Genomic DNA, 19,642 nt, shown 5'->3' with positions numbered 1-19,642 from the left:
ACAACAAGCCAAAGCAGATGCACAAGCAGCGGTCGATGCGATTGAAACTGAATATCCAACCGCAGCTGGTAAATTCCAAGATCGTCTAGATGCATTGACAGATATCGTGTTACCGACGGTGAACGATGAAAACGGCAATGGCATTGATGATGCAACGGATCTATCAAGCGTAGAAGATTTAGTTGCTGATGCAGAACAAGCCTATCAAGATGCAGCAGATGCACTGGCTGCAGCTGAATCGGACAACTTGATCACGCCAAGTGAATTGGCTACGTTGACTCAAAACTTGGCGGATGCACAACAAGCCAAAGCAGATGCACAAGCAGCGGTCGATGCGATTGAAACTGAATATCCAACCGCAGCTGGTAAATTCCAAGATCGTCTAGATGCATTGACAGATATCGTGTTACCGACGGTGAACGATGCAATTGCAGTTAATGATGAAGTAGATGCAAATATAAATCTTGAACATCTACCAATCACAACGAATATCACACCAACTTCTAACGTTGCATTTGCTGTGGTTGGCTTACTCGGAGCTAATTTAAATCTTGGTAGTCCCTTAACACAATTTACAGTTGAAGAAGGCCACACGCAAAATTTAACTTTTACTGTAAGCAGTGGAATTAATTTAGGTGTGGGTCAACAACTTAGTATTGTCCTTCAGAAGTATGAAAATAATGAGTGGGTAGCAGTTGGGAATACTCAAGACGAGTATTCATTAATTAACTTAAACTTATTAGGTAATAATTTAGTTGGTACGGTTACGGATCTTCCGGAAGGTCAATACCGTGTTAATCTAGGAATTAATAGTGCTGTAGGATTAAGTATTTTCCCAAGTGTGACAATCAGTGGAACGGATACAGATTTGGGGATCTCAAGTGATACAGCGACAGGTAACGTCCTCACTGGTGATGGCGGTGCGACAGCAGATAATGTATTAGCGGATACTGTTGTAAGTACGATCAAACTAGTTGGTGGGGTAGCGATACCTGTTGATACTGATGGAGTAAATATTCAGGGCCTATACGGAACATTAAATATTAAGGCTGATGGTACCTATACTTATACTGCAAATCCAAAAATTGAAAGTTTGGGTAAAACAGAGGTCTTCGAATATACAATTACTGATCCTTTGGATATAAATGCAGTGAATAACACTGCTACACTGACTATCAATATTGGTAGTGACGATGTGACTGGTGTTGTGGCGGCTGAAAATGACACATTCGATTTAGATGTAAATGTTGCGAAGAATGTTTTGTTCAAAGAACATGAGCAAACAGATGTTTCGACTGTAGCCTCAAGCACAGCTACACAAAGTGATTCGGGCACAATTCAATTTACTCTAGGAGATGTAAATAAAGGTACTTTAGGTTTATCTAATGCTTTAGCGACCTCGGCAGCAACCACTACTATTACCTATAGTTTGAAATTGGATGGTGTTGCAATAGCTATTTCTGGTGCACAAGGTACAAACACTTCTAATGTTTATACTGTAGTGAAAACGGCAACACTCTCTACCATTTCGGCCAGTAACTTATTCTCAATTGATTTGAGCAGTTTAGCGGCTGGAAATTATGAGTTAACTTACACTGTGACTAAAGCTGCAGGAAATATACTTGGAGCCGCTACATCAGCATCTCAGGTAACTGCAGTATTGGATGGGACATCCTATACATACAATGGAGAGCATACAGACAGTACATCACAAGTGATCATTACGGGTAATATTTATGCTGATAATGGTGTAGCTACAGATACATTGGATACAACATTTACTAAACTTCTAGTTGGAGGGGTAACTATTGGCTACAATGAATCAACTACATATGAAACAGCTAAAGGTTACTTTGAAGTTAAAGGGAATGGTGATTATACCTATACTGCAAAAGCAGCTGGTGATACGACTAATTTGTCTGCTGATGTAATTAATTACACATTGATTAGCCCAACAGGTGCAACTGATAGTGCTTCTATTACAATTAATCCAGTATTGAATAATTCTGGAGTAGTTCAATATAGTACCAGTGGTGATGATACCTTTAATACAGGTACTGGCGCCGATACTGTAATTTATGACTTGTTGTCAACTGGAACTGCTGGTGGTAATACTAGCCTGTTAGGCAATGATACATGGGCGGATTATAATTTTAATGAAGGCGACGTGTTGGATTTGCGTGGTTTATTCAGTGATACAAGTACTGCACTAACTGATGCAAATATTGGAGGCTTTATTCAAGTTGAACAATCTGGTACTGATGTAAAAGTAAGTATTGATTTAGATGGACCTACATTTGGTGTAAGTAATTACACAGGTCTTGTAATTTTGAAAAATACTGATGTTACTCTGCAAGATCTTTTAGATAGTAATCAACTTATATTCTATTAAAATAGAATTTAAGCAATCAGAAAAGAGCCTCCTCGGAGGCTCTTTTTTATTTTCTTCATAAACACCGCTAGATCAAAATAAAATGTGAAACTCATCAAATTAAAATGAACAACATGTGTATACATCTCAAACGTATGCGATTTTAGTGATTAAAATTATAAAAATAATAAATAAAATCAAGATTATAAAATTGTGGAAGGCACTAAATTACGCTATTTTTTAAGGGTGAATTTTTTGAGATTTTTGCTGTGAATTTAAAGGCAATTTTATGGGTGGGGAGTATTGGATTTGCATTACATGGTTGTACAACCATGCAGAGTTTAAACCCAAATTCATTTAATCATTATGCTTCACCACAAGAAGTGATCAATCAAAAAGAGCTAAATAGCTCAAATGGAAAGGCGAAAGAATACGTCTATGATTGGGGACCACAAAAGAAAAATGTGGAAGTAGAATCGCTCATACCTAAGCAAAATATGAGCAGTTACTGCCAAGCCAAAAATGGCAAATTTATTCAACTGAATAAAAGCAATTTGAACCAAGTCAAAAATGCATGGAGTCGTAAATTATTAGCGACCTATAGCAGCATAAAACAGGGTACAGGTGTATTTCAGTGTAGTCAGGCAGATGGACAGCGCTGGATGGTTGCTATTGAACCCGTTTCAGAGCGTAAATTAAATGACCGTTCTGAAACCCGCTTAGTCAGTTTGTATACAGCAATCATTGGACCTGAAGAACGTCGCAAAAACTATAATAAACAAGAAGAAACCATAGCTAAGAAAGCCACATCAAACAAAGCAAAAGCAACGACAACAAAAAGCAATGCGAAAGATGAAGCAAAAAAAGAAGTAGAGACTAAAAAAGAAACCAAAGCCAAAGAGCCTGAAAAAAAACCTGTAGTGAAACCAGTTGCAGAAACATCGCAACAGATACAAATGCGCTTATATGTGAATGCACGACGTGACCTGAATGCCGGAAAAAATCAAGTCACCGCTTGTAATAATGCACAGCGCGCTTATAGCTATGGCAAATTAAATGGTGCAAATGCCAATAGAGCCTATGCTGAATCAGGTATGCTCGTTGCAAAATGCTTAACCTCAGTGCCTGCATATAGCAAAAGTTATCCAAACGCCAATGCAAGAGCAAAAGGCATCTTACAAAACTTAGCGACCAACTATAACCATGCAGGGGCAAAAAATATGTTGAATCGTATGAAATAAACTTCAACAGGATAAAAGCCATTTGGGGAAATAAGCTTTTATCCTGATCCAATGATGTACTCAGATAAAATTTTAAAAAATAATAAGGAAAAACCATGAGTTCAGTAAATGAAACTTATTTTAATGCACCATTATTTGACCGAGAATTAACAGAGATTACAGTCAATATCGAGCAAACACCCTTCTTTTTGAATGATCGTGGGCATCCAACATATTTAGCATCACTTGGAGCAGGAATTCATTTAATTACCGAGTCACCAACCAATGCGAAAATGACGATGGGAAATCCCTACGCGGTTCCTTCCGAAATTTCGACGATAACTACCGATTGGGGCGAGCAAACTGAGCTTGATTTTGAAGAGCAACACTTCGAGTTTATGCCATTGGTGGCAACCAGAGAAACCGCGGCAGCTTTTGGCATCACCCTAATCCATGCAGGTGAAGCGATTCAGATTCATTCACATCAAAAACGACTGTCAGAAATTCATTATGAATACGGCATGATGGCAGGGCATTATTTGCCTTATGAAAATGCAACATCAAATTTAAATGGCTGTAAAACTTTAACGCCATTTGTCATTACTGATTTAGAACATCATGACTTTCCGCATATTTTTAGCGCGACAGATCAGGATCATTTGCCTCTGGTCATCTCAGTAGGACGCTATTTTCCAAATCTAGGCAAGATTTACTTGGCAGATTTATGGGTCAATCCGGGGGATGCTTTATACATTCCTGCGAAACCCAAATATTCGAATCCCGAGTTTATTGACCTACATAACAACCGTAATGCAGCACTTGCATGTTGGCGAGGTGATAGCAATAAATCGACATTGACCACCCATAGTTTGCTCGATACCAATGGACATTTTTACTGGTATTGGAATAGAAGGCCAACGATTCATCCTCTCATCTATGCACCGACTAGCAAAAATGAATAGTTGAGTTACATAGACCAAACAGCAAATACAGCACTTCATGATACAAAGGTGACTCAAGTTTTGGGAGTTTGGTCTATGGCTTACGGTTTATCTAAAAAATTACATCTACGTTTTTCACGACCTGCAGGTTTGGCTTTATTGACGCTCATCATGCTCGGGTCGACTCAGGTGAGTTTGGCGAGTCCTACGGTCGATCAGCTTAGTCAATGTTTAGTGAAATCGACCACTGCTGCGGATAAAACAGCGGTGCTGCAATGGACCTTTTCTGCCTTGGCAGCGCATCCAGATTTAAAACAATACAGTAATGTCAGTGATGCGCAAAAAACGCAACTCGATAAAAATCTGGCTCAAGTGATGCAGCGAATCTTGGTGGAGCAATGTTCTACGCAAACGCAGGCTGTAATTAAAGCCGACGGTCTACAGGCTGTAGGCGAAAGTTTTCAAGAGCTTGGTAGTATGACGGGGGATGAAATATTAAAGACGCCTGAAATTAAACAACAATTACAAGGCGTACTGCGTTATGTCGATTTGAATAAATTGGTGACCAAATTTTTAACCCCAGAAATTTGGAATAAGTTAGGTGTGGTTCGTTAATTTTATTTTGAGTAAATAAAAAATGCTCCTTTTATACAAGGAGCATTTTTTATGGATTCACCCTAAATGGATGATGATCCAATGCGTTTTAGTTTGCTGACTCAAGCATTAAATGGTAATCGTCGCGCCTAATGCTTTAACAAATTGCGCCATCCACGCAGGGTGAGCAGGCCAAGCAGGAGCAGTAACTAAATGACCGTCGGTCACTGCATCCGTGACTGCAATATCTGCATACTGACCGCCAGCCAGTTTAACTTCGGCTGCACATGCAGGATAAGCGGAACATGTACGGCCTTTCAGTACATTGGCTGCTGCCAAAATTTGCGCACCATGACAAACCGCTGCAATAGGTTTTTTCGCCGCGTCAAATTCGCGTACGATTTCAATCACACGTGTATTCATACGTAAATATTCAGGCGCACGACCGCCCGGGATCACTAAGCCGACATAGTTTTCTGAGTTAACTGCATCAAAGTCATAGTTAATCGCAAAGTTATGACCGCGTTTTTCGCTATAAGTTTGTTCACCTTCAAAATCATGAATGGCTGTGGCAATGCTGTCGCCAGCTTTTTTGTCAGGACAAACGGCATGAACGGTATAACCAAGACCAACTAAAAATTGAAAAGGTACCATTGTTTCGTAGTCTTCAGCATAGTCGCCCACGAGCATAAGAATTTGTTTTGACATGATGTAACCCTCTGTTGAAATATGATTTATATCAATTTTTCATTTACCTTAGCATATTGGAATGACAGTTTTAAGCAGGCTGTAAATTCTTTAGTTGTATATTTTTATTTAGATTTATAAAAGTTATAGATGGTTATAGTTCAAATTATGATGAGTCTAGTAGGCTAGCTGTTATCAATTATTAATGACTTTAGTGTTTTTCACAAAGTTTTAAAAAGTTAAATATTTACCTCTCCCTTGCGCAGCACTGCTGCTTATCTCCTAAAAGGAGAGGGGGGATATCCAAAAAATCGTTTAAGTATTTATTCACTTTGAAAGCTCCCTCTCCCATTGGAAGAGGGATAAATCACAGCAAATCAGGATAAAATTTTTCATAGTCTAGATTTGGTTCATGCGTTACTTTCAGCTTGCCTTTAGATCCTGTGACATAGCTATTGATCTCTTTAAGTGGTTTCTCATGCCAACCGATATTGAATGCACAAAACGTATTTTCTTTTTTAAAAAATTCTAGATGACTGTATGGCAAGTGATTGTGAATCCAATATGCAATCTGTTTCCAATTATTTGGGTCTTTTTCAATTAAATCGATGAGTGAGGGAATGATAATACACGCCGTTGCACCGTAGCCTTTTGCGTCAGGATAGTCCCAAATATGGCTTGCAAAGTTTTTCTCATTGCTCGCGCAGTTGTGTCCTTTTTCATTGCCGATTTGGTTCACGCTTGGTGAACGGTACGCGGAACGAATGGCAATACGTCCAAACTTTTCTTGCAGTGGTTCAAGTAGTTCTTCGCAGAGTTTCGAGCCCGTACGAATGGCAATATCAGGATGGTCAGGGACGTTGGGTACACCGTACCAGTTTGCGATTTCACTATAGAGAAAGTCACGCATAAAAAAGGACTTTGAAAGTTGCACACGTCCTAAGTCTTCGAGTTTGGCGATAGAAGATAATTTTTTGATGGTCATGTTGTTTTAGTCTAAGTGTTTAGACTGATTTTATTATTAAATTTATGAAAATTAAATATTAATCCTCTCCCTAACCCTCTCCTTAAAGGAGAGGGAATTTCTATTATAGAATCCATAACGGTTTTAATTTGGTAATGGAAGCTCCTTCTCCCTCTGGGAGAAGGCGGGGGATGAGGGTAGAAGTCACGGATAAAGAAGAACTTTTAAATTTGAATGCGCCCTAAGTCTTTAAGTTTAGCGATAATGGTACTTTTTTGATGGTAATGTTATTTTTAAGCTGAAATCTTTGAAGATCTCTAAGTTAAAAGAAGTTTTTAGGAATATTTGTATCTTGTAAGGTTTTGATTTTAAGTTATAATTTTTACAACCATAGATGATATGACTATATTATGATTACAAATTATTCCATAGAAAACTTTAAAATTTTTTCTGATAAAACGGATTTAAAGTTTGCACCTATTACGCTAATTTATGGCCCTAATTCATCAGGAAAGTCATCAATTATACAATCTTTATTAGTCCTAAAAGAAAGTTTACTTAGCTCTAATTCCTTAAAAAGTAATAATCAGTATTTTGAATTAGGTAGTTATTTGTCTGTTGTTAATGAGCATAATAGTGATAAAAAAATTGGATTTCAGATTGATGTTGATGAATTGGAATACTCTTTCGAATATGCATACAGCAAGGAACATAATATATCTTTTTTGGATAAAACGGAGCTAATTTCAAAAGAAGATAGTGATTTCAATTTTTTATTCAGGCCCAAGTCAGTCTCTCGACAAGGTGTTCATTTGTATAATTTTGATTTTGATAAAAAAATAATAGATAAGCTCGTAAAACAAAATAGACTTTTAAAAGATATCAGTGAAATCATAAAAGAGAAGCACCCTATATCTAATAATGAAATAGAAAGGCATGTTAAAAAAGTAAGTTTTTCTAGAAAAAATAATTTGTTACCTTTAAGGATTAGCCGACCAGATGTGGATGCTAGTGGCTTGCTAAATGATGATGAAACACAAAGATTAATCCATTATTATCAAAATACATTTGTGGAAGATATTAGTAAGTATTTAAATAGAAGCGATAGAAAACTTTTTAACTTATTAAGTAATGTTTCATACATTGGACCATTAAGACCTCATCCTAAAAGAGTGTATCAATTAGATGGATTAGTTAATAATAGTGTTGGTCAAAAAGGTGAAAACTTTCTATCTTTTTTAACGCAAGAAGAAAAGTATATTGAAGGTGTAAACAAGGTATTAGAGGATTTTGGAATAAATTACATTATTGAGATAAAGAGATTAAATGATGAGATTATAGGAGATACAGCTTCAATCCTATTGAAAAATAAGAGTAATGGTGTAAAAACAACTTTGGTTGATGTTGGATTTGGAATTGGGCAAGTACTACCCATTATTATTGAAGGTTTAGTTAAAGAAAAGGCATCTATTTGTATAGAACAACCTGAAATCCATCTCCATCCAAAGTTACAAGCAAATTTAGCTAATTTCTTTGCTAAAGATATTAAGTCTTCAAAAGCTAATCAATGGATTATTGAGACACATAGTGAAGCATTACTATTAAGATTTCAGAGGCTTATTCGTCATAAAGTGCTCATGCCACAAGATATTTCTATTATTTATGTTAATCCAGCAGAAGATGATATAAGGACGATTGAAATTCCTTTAGATGCAGATGGTGATTTTAAAGTCACTTGGCCGAATGGATTCTTTGAAGAAAGGCTTGATGAAATGTTTGGTGGAAATCCTTTAGAGGATGAAAAGCTGTGATTACCCCTTTTATTTTTGACAAGGAAATTTTTAATTGTATAAAGTTTAAGGAAAATCTTTTAATTAGTGACTCCTTAATTGAGGATTGGGAACGTTTTGGAGTTTTATTATTCTCTAATAATTCTCAAATATTAGAATTGTCAAAAAAAATACAGCAAGATTTTCCTGTGAAGTATCGAAAAAGATGGACAACAGCATTAACATACTTTCCCAAATATATTATTAACAAAGAAATTATTTCGGATTTTTCCTTAAGCAATAATGATTTACCAAAATTGTTGGAAATTTTTGAGCACGCTGAAACCGTGTTGTTAAGTTTGGAAAACTATGAATTAATTAAAGAAAATATAGATATTTCTAAAATTAATGAGGATAGTGAATTATTAGATTATCAGTCTATAAAACGTTCTAAAAATTTCGAGTTGTCAAGAATTCATTCTATCAAGCAAATTGATTACAGAGAGAATAATCAGCAAGTTTTCAAAAGATTAAAAAATATTTTTAAATATACAAAGGAATTAACTATAGTTGATAGATATTTGTTTAAAAATGATTTTGCATCTGCATATGATCCTTTAATAGGAACAACTGCTTTAAAAAAAATATTTAAATATTTATCTGATAATAATTTACATATTACTAATTTTTTGATTGTGTCCAGTAATAAGGATGTTACTCAAGAAAATATAAAGCAACTGTTAAAGGATATTCTTGCAACTAACTCAAAATTTTATGAATGTTTTTCAGAATTGAAAGTTATTATGAGAGACGATAGGAAGTTTTCTAATATTTTTCATGATCGAATAATCAGAACAACTTATCATTATCTTGAGTTTGGTGCTGGCATGGTTGATGCATTAGGCCCATCTAGTACAGAAAGGTTCATGACTTTTAACTGTAAAAGTAGAACTCAAGTGGATTACCAAAAATATTTTAATGATATTTCTTTAAACCATATGCAAAGTAATGAATGTTCATTTGTCATTTCAAAAGAAAACCCGCTCTAAAGCGGGTTTTTTATTCCAAAATTAATTAGATTAACCAATCAATTTCTTCATTAGTTCATTCACTTGTGCAGGATTCGCTTTACCTTTCGCAGCTTTCATCACTTGACCAACAAGACCGTTAAAGGCTTTCTCTTTACCAGATTTATACTCTTCAACCATCTTCTCGTTAGCAGCAAGTACGTCTTTAATAATCGCTTCAATCGCGCCTGTATCAGTTTCCTGTTTCAAGCCTTTTTCAGCAATAATCTCGTCCGCAGTTTTGCCTTCTTCCCACATAAAGCCGAACACTTGCTTTGCAATCTTACCGTTAATGGTGTTGTCCACAATACGCGCGATCATACCGCCAAGTTTTTCAGCAGATACAGGAGAGTCATGAAGCTCGAAGCCCGCTTTGTTTAAAGCACCTGAGAATTCGCCCATCACCCAGTTTGCAGCCACTTTACCTTGAGCAGCACCGCCAGCAGCTTTCACCACGTCTTCATAAAACTCTGACATTTCACGAGTAAGCGTAAGCACGTGAGCATCGTACTCAGTCACGCCAAAGTCAGCTACAAAACGCGCACGGCGTGCAGCAGGCAACTCAGGCAATGCAGCACGTGCCGCTTCAATTTGCGCATCTGCAATGATCACAGGTAACAAGTCAGGGTCTGGGAAGTAGCGGTAATCGTTCGCTTCTTCTTTAGAACGCATTGAACGCGTTTCCATCTTCACAGGGTCGAATAAACGTGTTTCTTGATCAATGGTGCCATCCCATTCTAGGATTTCCATTTGACGTTCAATTTCTACGTTAATCGCTTGCTCAATGAAACGGAATGAGTTGAGGTTTTTAAGCTCGCAACGTGTACCAAACGGTTGACCCGGACGACGTAAAGACACGTTACAGTCAGCGCGGAATGAACCTTCTGCCATGTTACCGTCAGAAATACCTAACCAGCGAACTAGCGTGTGAATCGCTTTAATGTAGGCAACCGCTTCTTCAACCGAACGCATATCGGGTTCAGATACGATTTCAAGAAGTGGTGTACCTGCACGGTTTAAATCGATACCAGATTGACCTTCAAATTGGTCATGGATTGATTTACCAGCATCTTCCTCAAGGTGAGCACGGGTTACGCCAATGCGCTTAACCGTACCATCTTCAAGTTGGATGTCGATATGACCCAAGCCCACAATCGGGTTGTCCATTTGGCTGATTTGGTAGCCTTTTGGAGAGTCAGGGTAGAAATAGTTTTTACGTGCAAATACAGACGCTTGGTCGATGTAAGCATCAATACCCAAACCAAAGCGAATCGCAAGATCAACTACTTCTTTGTTGAGTACTGGCAATACGCCCGGCATTGCCAAGTCAACAAGGCTCGCTTGCGTATTTGGGTCTTGACCAAACGTAGTCGATGAACCTGAGAAAATTTTGGTATTGGTCGCAAGCTGAGTGTGAATCTCGATACCAATCACCACTTCCCAACCATCAATCAGGTTAGATTTTGGTTTCGCAGCGTTCTTAGCCATTATGCGTTCTCCTCAGCAATTGCAGCGCGTTGTGTATGCCAATCGGTTGCTTGTTGGTACTGATGCACCACAGACAACAATTGAGATTCTGACCAGTAGTTACCAATCAACTGTAAGCCAACAGGTAAGTTGTCTTTGTCAAAACCAACAGGCGCGTTAATCGCAGGCAGACCTGCCAAGTTCACTGCGATGGTGTAGATGTCACCTAAGTACATTTCTACAGGAGACAGGTTTGCACCAATCTTATACGCCGTTGTAGGCGCAGCAGGGGCAGCAATCACGTCTACAGATTCAAATGCTTTTAAGAAATCTTGTTGGATTAAACGACGTACTTTTTGTGCTTTGACATAGTATGCATCGTAATAACCCGCAGAAAGCGCGTATGTACCAATCAATATACGTTGCTGAACTTCTTTACCAAAACCTTCCGAACGTGAACGCTTGTAAAGATCCATCAAATCCACAGGATTTTCTGCACGGTAGCCATAACGTACACCGTCGAAACGAGATAAGTTAGACGATGCTTCAGCAGGTGCGATCAAGTAATACGTTGGTACGTAGCTTTCAGTCATGTTCAGGTCAATCTCAACCAAGATTGCGCCCATTTCCTCTAACTTTTTCAACGATTCTTCAACACGTGCTTTCACGTCAGCATCTAAGCCGGCAACGTTAAAGTATTGTTTAGGAATACCAATGCGTAATCCTTTTACAGAAGTACCGTTTAGGTTAGCAACATAGTTGTCTACGTCTTTTTCAACCGAAGTTGAATCTTTCGCGTCATGACCTGCCATCACGTTCATGAGGTAAGCACAGTCTTCAGCCGAACGTGCCATCGGGCCGCCTTGGTCTAAAGATGATGCATACGCGATCATACCGAAGCGTGACACACGACCATACGTCGGTTTAAGGCCTGTTAGACCACAGAAAGATGCAGGTTGACGGATTGAACCACCGGTATCTGTACCTGTTGCGAACGGCGCAAGATCAGCTGCTACCGCTGCCGCAGAACCGCCTGAAGAACCACCGGGAACATGGTTTAAGTTCCACGGGTTCGCAGTCGCGCCATAAAATGAATTTTCAGAGGTCGAACCCATGGCGAATTCATCCATGTTCACTTTACCTAAAGTGACAAGGCCCGCAGCTTTACCTTTCGCTACAACGGTCGCGTCGTAAGGAGAGATAAAATTGTCCAGCATTTTAGAACCAGCAGTGGTTTTAATGCCTTGGGTACAGAAAATATCTTTATGTGCAATTGGTACACCGGTCAACGCAGTTGCATTGCCTGCTTTAATTGCAGCATCAGCCGCATCTGCTTGCGCAAGTGCTTGTTCAGCTGTCACGGTCACGTATGACTTGACTTGAGCATCGATTTTTTCAATGCGTTTTAAATAGTGTTCAGTCAATTCGCGTGAAGAAAATTTAGCGCCAGCCAAACCTTCAGACAATTCACGAATTGATAAGCGATGTAAATCTGTCATGAGAAATATTTCTTTACGTTTAATTTGAAAAAATGTTGATCTGAATAAAAATTACTCAATCACACGCGGAACAAGGTACAAGCCATCCTGTACGGCAGGAGCAACTGCTTGATATGCTTCGCGATGATTGGTCTCAGATACCACGTCTTCACGTAAGGGCTGTGGATTGTCGAATGGACTTTTTAGTGGTTCAACACCGTCAGTATCGATGCCTTTCAGGGTTTCCATCATGCCTAAAATTTTATTTAAACTTTGAGCATAGTCAGCAGATTGCGCTTCATCTAGCGACAATCGAGCCAGATGGGCAATCGCTGAAACTGTTTGTGCATTTAGATCTGCAGAATGCTGTGCATCCGATGTAGACATAACATTACCTAATCAGTATTAAAAAAATTCAAAATATCGTGGCTTATAATAAGCGATTGACTTGTTCAAATCATCACATTTAGTTAAAGTTGCCACCTTGCGTCCATATAAAAGTTTAACTGAGAACGTCCCCGTGATTCTAAAACGACTAATTGGCTTGTTTTCGCCGGATCTTGCCATTGATTTAGGCACTGCAAATACACTTATTTATGCGCCAGGACGAGGCATTATATTAAATGAACCGACGGTGGTGGCAATTCGCCACAGTGGTTCACAAAAAATCGTTGCCGCAGTAGGTCTTGACGCGAAGCAAATGCTAGGTCGTACACCTGCAAATATTTCTGCGATTCGCCCAATGAAAGATGGTGTGATTGCAGATTTTGAAGTCACTGAAACGATGTTGAATCAATTCATTGGCAAAGTGCACGAAAAACGTTTGTTCCCACCTGCACCGCGTGTCGTGGTGTGTGTGCCATGTAAATCGACGTTGGTGGAACGCCGTGCAATCCGTGAAGCTGTATACAATGCAGGTGCACGTGAAGTTCGCTTAATTGAAGAGCCAATGGCTGCTGCAATTGGTGCAGGTATGCCTGTTGAGCAAGCTTGTGGTTCGATGGTTGTCGATGTTGGTGGTGGTACAACTGAAATCGCGATCATTTCACTTCAAGGTTGTGTCTATGCAGACTCACTACGTATCGGTGGTGATGTATTTGATGAACAAATCATTAACTACGTGCGTAAAGCACATGGTTGTGTGATTGGTGAAACCACTGCAGAAAACATCAAAAAAGAAGTTGGTATGGCGCTTCCAGAAGAAGGTGCAAAACCTTTGGAAATCGAAGTCCGTGGTCGTAACTTGGCTGAAGGTGTACCCCGTGCGATTACCGTAACTTCTGACGAAGTGACTCAAGCGATTTCTGATCCACTACAAAACATTGTGTCTGCGGTTAAATCTGCACTAGAGCAAACGCCACCTGAGTTGTCTTCAGACATCGCAGAACGCGGTATTGTGTTGACTGGTGGCGGTGCATTACTTCGCAATCTTGATAAGCTTCTTGCAAAAGAAACAGGTCTTCCTGTCGTAGTTGCAGAAGATCCACTATCATGTGTTACACGTGGTGGTGGTAAGGTTCTCGAATTCTTCGATAACCCTAATCATGACATGTTATTTGTAGGCTAAGAAAAGGACTCGGCGGGTGCAAACGCAACTGTTTTCAAGACAACCGCCATCTTTTCGCTCATTTATCATTGCGGTGATTACATGCTTGGTGGTGCTTTTCTTTGATTGGCGCATGCCGCATGTAATTCAACCGGCCAGAGACGTCTTGTATGCGGCATATAATCCAATTTATGCACTAGCAAGCTATCCAGTGTTATCGCGAGAATGGCTGAATCAACAAACCAAGTCTGAAGCTCAATTACGTCGTGAAAATACCGCGATGCAAGCAGAGTTAATTCAGGCTCAAGTCCGTTTACAGAAACTTTCTGAACTTTCTGCTGAAAATACTCGACTACGTGGACTACTCGATACACCACTCATCATTGATGGTCGTATGGAGATTGCCGAAGTCATTGGTACTGATGCTGATCCCTTACGTCATATTATTGTGATTAACCGTGGAGCCAGCAGTCAGCTTAAAGTGGGACAAACTGTACTCGATGACAAGGGTATTATGGGGCAAATTATCAATGTTTACCCGCATAGTAGCCGTGTCATGTTGCTCTCAGACAAAGAGCACTCTTTATCCGTGCGGATGGAGCATACCGGTATGCGCGCAATCGTTACGGGTACAGGTGACTTAGGTCGACTTAAGATGGAATACGTGCCAACCAGTGCGAATATCAAAGTCGGTGAAAAAGTCTATAGCTCAGGGCTAGGGGCACATTTTCCAGCGGGTTATTTGGTGGGTACAGTGTCGAAAGTCAGTCGTCACAATAGCGGTGAATTTGCCCAAATTGATATCAATCCTGCTGCCCAATTGGCAGGTGGTCATCATGTGGTTGTGCTATTTTCCGATTCTTTAGCGATGGAGCAACCGCATGTCACTCGCTAAGCTTAGTCGTCATACAGAGCGCGACCCATTATTTCCGATTATCTTTTCCATCATTTTGGCATCCGTGCTGATGGTGTATCCGCTTTCTTATGACCTATCAGGTTGGCGCCCATTATTCATGATGATGATCATGCTATTTTGGGTACTTTGTCAGCCGACATGGTGCGGTGTTTGGTTTGCATTTGCCACAGGTCTCTTTACCGACTTATTGACTGATGCGCCATTTGGCATGAACGCACTGAGTTTTGTGGTCATTGCATTTGTGACACGCTTTTTGACCCGTGAACGTCGTATCCTCACATTTGGTAATTTATGGATTATTGCTGCAATGGCAATTTTCGCGCATTTACTGTTTGTGTGGATTGTTCAAGTGATGGGTGGGGCACAGTTTTCATTTGCTCGCCATTGGCAGCCAATTGTTACTAGCTTACTCATTTGGCCAATCATGTATTACTTCCTGAGAAAATGGCGCATATAATTTTAGCTTCGAGTTCTCCTCGACGACGCGAACTATTGCAACAATTAGGTCTGGAATTTGAAATTTTCAGTCCAGATATTGATGAGTCCGTGTTGGAAGGAGAACCTGTAGCGGATTATGTAGAGCGTTTAGCACGTGCTAAAGCTTGCGCAGTACAACAACAATTCCCTAATGCTATCGTTATTGCCGCCGATACCAGTTTAGGCGTAGATGAGCACATTTTAGGAAAACCAGCATCGAAAGCACATGCTTTTTCTATGTGGGAAATGATCTCTGGACGAAAACATGATGTGTTTTCAGGTGTTTGTGTCAGTACAAAAGATCAAATATACAGTATAGTAGTACGTACACAGGTTGAATTTCAAACGCTGAGTCTAGCTGACATGGAAAGCTACTGGGCAACAGGTGAACCAATCGGCAAGGCGGGAGCCTACGCCATCCAAGGAATTGCTGCGCGCTATATTCCTTGTATTGAAGGGAGCTACAGCAATGTCGTTGGGCTGCCTTTGTATGAAACCGTACAGTTATTACAGACAGTTAAGGCATTAAATTAACTGCTGCAACACAAGAATTTTTATAATGTTTTGAGTTTTGATATGTCTGACGAGTTGTTGATTAACGTCACACCGATGGAATGTCGGGTGGCGTTGATTCAAAACGGTACGGTCAATGAATTATTTGTTGAACGCACCGTGAAGCGTGGGTTAGTGGGCAATATTTATAAAGGGAAAGTTGTTCGTGTGCTTCCGGGTATGCAGGCTGCTTTTATTGATATTGGATTGTCGAGAACAGCTTTTTTACATATCAATGATATGGTCTGGCAGCGCAATCAACCGACCCCGAACGTTTTTGAGCTGTTACAACCGGGGCAAGTACTCACCGTACAAGTCATGAAAGATATGTTGGGTACCAAAGGTGCACGACTTTCTACTGATCTTTCTATTCCTTCCCGTTACCTCGTTTTAATGCCATATGGCAGTCATACCGGTGTTTCACAGCGCATTGAGTCTGAAGAAGAACGTGATCGCTTGCGTAGCATGATTGAACGCATTCAAAAGGAACACAACTTACCGGGTTCAGTCATCGTTCGTACTGCCGCCGAAGGTATTCCTGAATGTGAAATTGCGCAGGACATGGCTTATTTAGCCAAACTGTGGGAATATATTCAACGTAAACAACGCAGTATTGTCGTACCTTCTCTGATTTTTGAAGAGCTGCCTTTACCGCAACGCGTCATCCGTGATTTGGCTAATGAAGAGACGTCTAAAATTCAGGTCGACTCACGAGAAGTACATGGCAAATTGCAAGAGTTTGTCCAAGAATTTGTACCGAGTATGCAAAATCGCTTACTCCATTATCCGGGTGAGCGTCCAATTTTTGACTTGTACAATGTCGAAGAAGATATTCAGAAAGCCTTACAGACACGTGTAGCACTTAAGTCTGGCGGCTACCTGATGATCGATCAAACTGAAGCGATGACCACGATTGATGTCAATACTGGGTCCTATGTTGGTGGTCGTTCGCTTGAAGACACTGTGTTTAAAACCAATATGGAAGCCACACAAGTTATTGCACGTCAGCTCCGTCTACGTAACTTGGGCGGGATTATCATTATTGACTTCATTGATATGCAAGAAGCACATCATCGAGAAGAAGTGATGAGCCAGTTTGAGAAAATGCTCGAGCGCGATCATGCCAAAACTAAGATCACTCAAGTGTCTGAGCTGGGTTTGGTGGAAATGACGCGTAAACGCACCCGTGAATCTCTGGAGCATCTGCTTTGTGATTCTTGCCCGACCTGTCAGGGGCGTGGTTATGTGAAAACTGCTGAAACAGTTTGCTATGAAATTTTCCGTGAAATCTTGAGATATGCACGAGCTTATGAGTCACAAAGTGGTTTTACCGTGGTGGCACATCCGTCGGTGATTGACCGATTGTTAACTGCTGAAGCACCTGCAGTGGCTGATTTAGAGCACTTTATTAGCCGTGTGATCAAGTTCCAAGTGGAAAATTTATATACGCAAGAGCAATACGATATCATTCTGAGTTGAAATTGTAACAGAATATCGTTAAACACTTGTTACAACTGAGATTTTACTTTTGAACTGTTATTTTGAATACTAGACACATCAAATAGCCAAAGCCGTTTTCCCGTAATGAACTTGAAAATGGCTTAGCAAAAAGAGGTGTATTATGGGTGTTAGTAAAACAGTAATGAAAAGTGGTCTTAAAACTGTCGTTGAAGCAAAAGTGATCCATTCAGGTTATATCGTGGATGAGCGTGGTAATGAAGTTCAAATTACAGCGTCTATGATTCGCTCTGCTTGTCATCAGTTACTTAAACAGTGCCGAGCAATTAAAGCTTAAATATTGAAATATAAATAATAATGTAATCCAGAGGGTTAAAGTGCTAACGCGCGATTCTAAATTTTTTTTTTGCGCAAAATTTTATAAAAAATGGAAAATAAACTTAATTATCAGTGCGTATCTACAAGTCGTAATTAAACAATAACAACGGATTTGTTCACCTAAATTTTAGCTTATACACATAAATTACTCCAAAAAATTAATCAAAGTTCAAATACTAAAAAACCCGTCTAGATTGTTTAATTTAGACGGGTTTTTAATTTTTGATGGTTCAATCTGCTGATGAACTGATACTAAGTTGTGAAGCAGGCGGTTAGCTAACCGCCTGTAACTTTGGGGAATCTTGATTCACAATAGCTTCAAATCGTTGGATTTCTTCTTCCAAATGCGTCAGTAAATTTTGCATTTTTGGCAGCGCATTACGACATGCCGTTAAACCCACTTCAAGCTTATCTAAATAGCTGGTCATGGTGATATTAAGCGCTTGACCATCCAAGACAATGGACGCAGGGTAGAGCGCTTCTAAACGTGCACCATTCCAATATAACGGCTCTTGTGGGCCGGGAACATTTGAAATCACCAAGTTAAAGGCCTGACGTTTTGGCATAAAGCCTGATGCAATATTTAAACCTGCTGCACTGTAGACAAAAGCACTGTAGTTTAAAATTTGATTCGAGTTCATCCGCTTAAAGCGTTCTTTGGCATTGAGCACACTACGACGCACAATCTTCAAGCGCTCTAGCGGATCTTCTTTATGGGTACCAAGGTTTGCCAAAATCATGGTAATACGGTTTGACATATCTGAATCGTCTGTACGAACCGATGCAGGCACCATGGCAATCAATGGCTTTTTAGGTAAAGCATTTTGTGTAATTAAATACTCACGTAATGCACCTGAACAAATTGCGAGCACAATATCGTTAATTGTTACACCAAGTGACTTGGCAATATGTGACAAACGTGAAAATTCAAAAGACTGAGCAGCGAAACGACGTGAAGAACTAACCCGTTGGTTTAATATTGAACTCGGCGCTTGGAAGCTAGATACATAATCTGGGTTACGCCCCATATCTTTCATTACAGTTTGTGATAGTTCATACAAAACTCGTGGAGTTGAGTCAAGTTGTCCCTTAATGGTCGATAACAAACCTTTCATGCGACTGACTTTAGGCTGCTTGAGGCGTTTTGCACGAGGGCCTTCCACACACCATGGCGGTACAATACTTTTAGCATCTGGGTCATGCGAAAGTGATTTTTCAACTAAACGCATACCTGCAATGCCATCGACCATCGCGTGGTGGATTTTGAAGTACATGGCAAAACGATTGCCTTCAATGCCTTCAATAATATGGCAAGTCCAAAGTGGTTTTGCGCGGTCAATCAACGCACTGTGTTCCTGTGAAATATAAGTCAAAAGTTCACGGATACGACCGGGATGCGGCAGTGCGATATGGCGGAAGTGATGATCTAAATCAAACTCTTCGTCTTCATCCCAAAAGAAGCCGTTGAGTTTATTGTTAAAAGGAGGAATAGGAATGGATTTTGAATTACGAATATCTGCGACTAAATCTTGAATAAAAGTATCTGGTGCATTGTCAGGGATCTGAAATAAAAATAGACCACCTACGTGCATCGGTTGTTGCCGTTTCTCTAAATTTAAGAATATGAAATCAATAGGATGTAATGGACGCATAGCGTTGATTGCCTCACTGCAATTTCTACAGCTGCTCATGTATGAGTAGCATTGTTAGAATTATTAAATTGTCATTTGCAGTATAGCGTTTTTACGTTGAAATGA

At 39.7% G+C, this 19,642-nt stretch carries 18 protein-coding genes; 12 read left to right on the top strand and 6 right to left on the bottom strand.

The annotated features are described in order from the left end of the window. The 4 genes from FTU80_RS11920 to FTU80_RS11905 all read left to right on the top strand — a co-directional run. The coding region (locus FTU80_RS11920) for a BapA/Bap/LapF family large adhesin (RefSeq protein WP_180085232.1) at positions 1–2,392 on the top strand (2,392 nt) is incomplete at its 5' end. 248 nt (positions 2,393–2,640) lie between these two features. Further along, on the top strand, positions 2,641–3,612 hold the full coding sequence (locus FTU80_RS11915; RefSeq protein ID WP_180085230.1) for a hypothetical protein: 972 nt from the start codon (positions 2,641–2,643) through the stop codon (positions 3,610–3,612). Positions 3,613–3,707: 95 nt separating this feature from the next. Beyond that, positions 3,708–4,553 (top strand): hypothetical protein, encoded by an 846-nt coding sequence (locus tag FTU80_RS11910; protein WP_180085228.1) that lies wholly within the window; start codon positions 3,708–3,710, stop codon positions 4,551–4,553. Positions 4,554–4,703: 150 nt separating this feature from the next. Further along, complete coding sequence (locus FTU80_RS11905) at positions 4,704–5,147, top strand: hypothetical protein (RefSeq protein WP_257221503.1); 444 nt, start codon at positions 4,704–4,706, stop codon at positions 5,145–5,147. Between the two features lie 108 nt (positions 5,148–5,255). Here FTU80_RS11905 and FTU80_RS11900 read toward each other — a convergent pair whose 3' ends face one another. Together FTU80_RS11900 and FTU80_RS11895 are read right to left on the bottom strand one after the other, a co-directional pair. After that, entirely contained in the window at positions 5,256–5,834 is a 579-nt protein-coding gene (locus FTU80_RS11900; RefSeq protein WP_120400947.1) for a DJ-1/PfpI family protein, read from the bottom strand. A gap of 346 nt (positions 5,835–6,180) precedes the next feature. Continuing rightward, positions 6,181–6,798, bottom strand: a complete 618-nt coding sequence (locus FTU80_RS11895; RefSeq protein ID WP_180085226.1) for a hypothetical protein — start codon at positions 6,796–6,798, stop codon at positions 6,181–6,183. 389 nt (positions 6,799–7,187) lie between these two features. Here FTU80_RS11895 and FTU80_RS11890 point away from each other — a divergent pair, with 389 nt between their 5' ends. Both FTU80_RS11890 and FTU80_RS11885 read left to right on the top strand, forming a co-directional pair. Continuing rightward, positions 7,188–8,588: an AAA family ATPase gene (locus FTU80_RS11890; protein WP_180085224.1), complete on the top strand. Its 1,401-nt coding sequence runs from the start codon at positions 7,188–7,190 to the stop codon at positions 8,586–8,588. Then, positions 8,585–9,595: a hypothetical protein gene (locus FTU80_RS11885; protein ID WP_180085222.1), complete on the top strand. Its 1,011-nt coding sequence runs from the start codon at positions 8,585–8,587 to the stop codon at positions 9,593–9,595. Before FTU80_RS11890 ends, FTU80_RS11885 begins: the two co-directional genes overlap by 4 nt. Before the next feature lie 30 nt (positions 9,596–9,625). Here FTU80_RS11885 and gatB read toward each other — a convergent pair whose 3' ends face one another. Genes gatB through gatC form a run of 3 tightly spaced genes read right to left on the bottom strand, consistent with a single transcriptional unit; the run spans position 9,626 to position 12,945 of the window. After that, positions 9,626–11,101, bottom strand: coding sequence for an Asp-tRNA(Asn)/Glu-tRNA(Gln) amidotransferase subunit GatB (gatB, locus tag FTU80_RS11880; RefSeq protein WP_180026500.1), 1,476 nt, complete (start codon positions 11,099–11,101; stop codon positions 9,626–9,628). Next, positions 11,101–12,579 (bottom strand): Asp-tRNA(Asn)/Glu-tRNA(Gln) amidotransferase subunit GatA, encoded by a 1,479-nt coding sequence (gene gatA / locus FTU80_RS11875; RefSeq protein WP_180022293.1) that lies wholly within the window; start codon positions 12,577–12,579, stop codon positions 11,101–11,103. Before gatA ends, gatB begins: the two co-directional genes overlap by 1 nt. Positions 12,580–12,630: 51 nt before the next feature. Beyond that, positions 12,631–12,945, bottom strand: coding sequence for an Asp-tRNA(Asn)/Glu-tRNA(Gln) amidotransferase subunit GatC (gene gatC / locus FTU80_RS11870; RefSeq protein WP_078189985.1), 315 nt, complete (start codon positions 12,943–12,945; stop codon positions 12,631–12,633). A gap of 133 nt (positions 12,946–13,078) precedes the next feature. On the opposite strand from gatC, the gene FTU80_RS11865 reads away from it, so the two are divergent. The 6 genes from FTU80_RS11865 to FTU80_RS11840 all read left to right on the top strand — a co-directional run bounded on the left by FTU80_RS11865 (position 13,079) and on the right by FTU80_RS11840 (position 17,844). Then, a complete protein-coding gene (locus FTU80_RS11865) occupies positions 13,079–14,125 on the top strand; it encodes a rod shape-determining protein (RefSeq protein WP_078193300.1) in 1,047 nt (348 codons plus the stop codon). A gap of 16 nt (positions 14,126–14,141) precedes the next feature. Beyond that, positions 14,142–14,999, top strand: a complete 858-nt coding sequence (mreC, locus tag FTU80_RS11860) for a rod shape-determining protein MreC (protein ID WP_078189984.1) — start codon at positions 14,142–14,144, stop codon at positions 14,997–14,999. Further along, positions 14,986–15,477, top strand: a complete 492-nt coding sequence (gene mreD / locus FTU80_RS11855) for a rod shape-determining protein MreD (protein ID WP_168379038.1) — start codon at positions 14,986–14,988, stop codon at positions 15,475–15,477. Before mreC ends, mreD begins: the two co-directional genes overlap by 14 nt. Further along, complete coding sequence (locus FTU80_RS11850; protein WP_180085220.1) at positions 15,465–16,031, top strand: Maf-like protein; 567 nt, start codon at positions 15,465–15,467, stop codon at positions 16,029–16,031. Before mreD ends, FTU80_RS11850 begins: the two co-directional genes overlap by 13 nt. A 42-nt stretch (positions 16,032–16,073) precedes the next feature. Next, positions 16,074–17,528 carry a ribonuclease G gene (gene rng / locus FTU80_RS11845; protein ID WP_111885603.1) on the top strand — a complete coding sequence of 485 codons (1,455 nt, stop codon included), beginning with the start codon at positions 16,074–16,076 and terminating at the stop codon, positions 17,526–17,528. 142 nt (positions 17,529–17,670) lie between these two features. Then, positions 17,671–17,844, top strand: coding sequence for a PA1571 family protein (locus FTU80_RS11840; protein ID WP_180085218.1), 174 nt, complete (start codon positions 17,671–17,673; stop codon positions 17,842–17,844). 313 nt (positions 17,845–18,157) lie between these two features. On the opposite strand, the gene FTU80_RS11835 is transcribed toward FTU80_RS11840, so the two are convergent. Then, positions 18,158–19,537, bottom strand: coding sequence for a wax ester/triacylglycerol synthase family O-acyltransferase (locus FTU80_RS11835; RefSeq protein WP_111885602.1), 1,380 nt, complete (start codon positions 19,535–19,537; stop codon positions 18,158–18,160). Between the last annotated feature and the right edge of the window lie 105 nt (positions 19,538–19,642).

The sequence above is a fragment of the Acinetobacter sp. YH12145 genome (assembly GCF_013418335.1).
Classification (GTDB): Bacteria; Pseudomonadota; Gammaproteobacteria; order Pseudomonadales; family Moraxellaceae; genus Acinetobacter; species Acinetobacter amyesii.
Note: the sequence above shows the minus strand (reverse complement) of the source record. Positions and strands in the feature narration are given on the sequence as shown.

Bases quoted from the DNA above. Each gene is read 5' to 3' on its own strand.
- gatB (WP_180026500.1), bottom strand. From the start codon at position 11,101: ATGGCTAAGAACGCTGCGAAACCAAAATCTAACCTGATTGATGGTTGG.
- FTU80_RS11840 (WP_180085218.1), top strand. From the start codon at position 17,671: ATGGGTGTTAGTAAAACAGTAATGAAAAGTGGTCTTAAAACTGTCGTT.
- FTU80_RS11895 (WP_180085226.1), bottom strand. From the start codon at position 6,798: ATGACCATCAAAAAATTATCTTCTATCGCCAAACTCGAAGACTTAGGA.
- FTU80_RS11905 (WP_257221503.1), top strand. From the start codon at position 4,704: ATGCTCGGGTCGACTCAGGTGAGTTTGGCGAGTCCTACGGTCGATCAG.
- rng (WP_111885603.1), top strand. From the start codon at position 16,074: ATGTCTGACGAGTTGTTGATTAACGTCACACCGATGGAATGTCGGGTG.
- gatC (WP_078189985.1), bottom strand. From the start codon at position 12,945: ATGTCTACATCGGATGCACAGCATTCTGCAGATCTAAATGCACAAACA.
- FTU80_RS11890 (WP_180085224.1), top strand. From the start codon at position 7,188: ATGATTACAAATTATTCCATAGAAAACTTTAAAATTTTTTCTGATAAA.
- FTU80_RS11900 (WP_120400947.1), bottom strand. From the start codon at position 5,834: ATGTCAAAACAAATTCTTATGCTCGTGGGCGACTATGCTGAAGACTAC.
- mreD (WP_168379038.1), top strand. From the start codon at position 14,986: ATGTCACTCGCTAAGCTTAGTCGTCATACAGAGCGCGACCCATTATTT.
- FTU80_RS11835 (WP_111885602.1), bottom strand. From the start codon at position 19,537: ATGCGTCCATTACATCCTATTGATTTCATATTCTTAAATTTAGAGAAA.
- FTU80_RS11850 (WP_180085220.1), top strand. From the start codon at position 15,465: ATGGCGCATATAATTTTAGCTTCGAGTTCTCCTCGACGACGCGAACTA.
- gatA (WP_180022293.1), bottom strand. From the start codon at position 12,579: ATGACAGATTTACATCGCTTATCAATTCGTGAATTGTCTGAAGGTTTG.
- FTU80_RS11910 (WP_180085228.1), top strand. From the start codon at position 3,708: ATGAGTTCAGTAAATGAAACTTATTTTAATGCACCATTATTTGACCGA.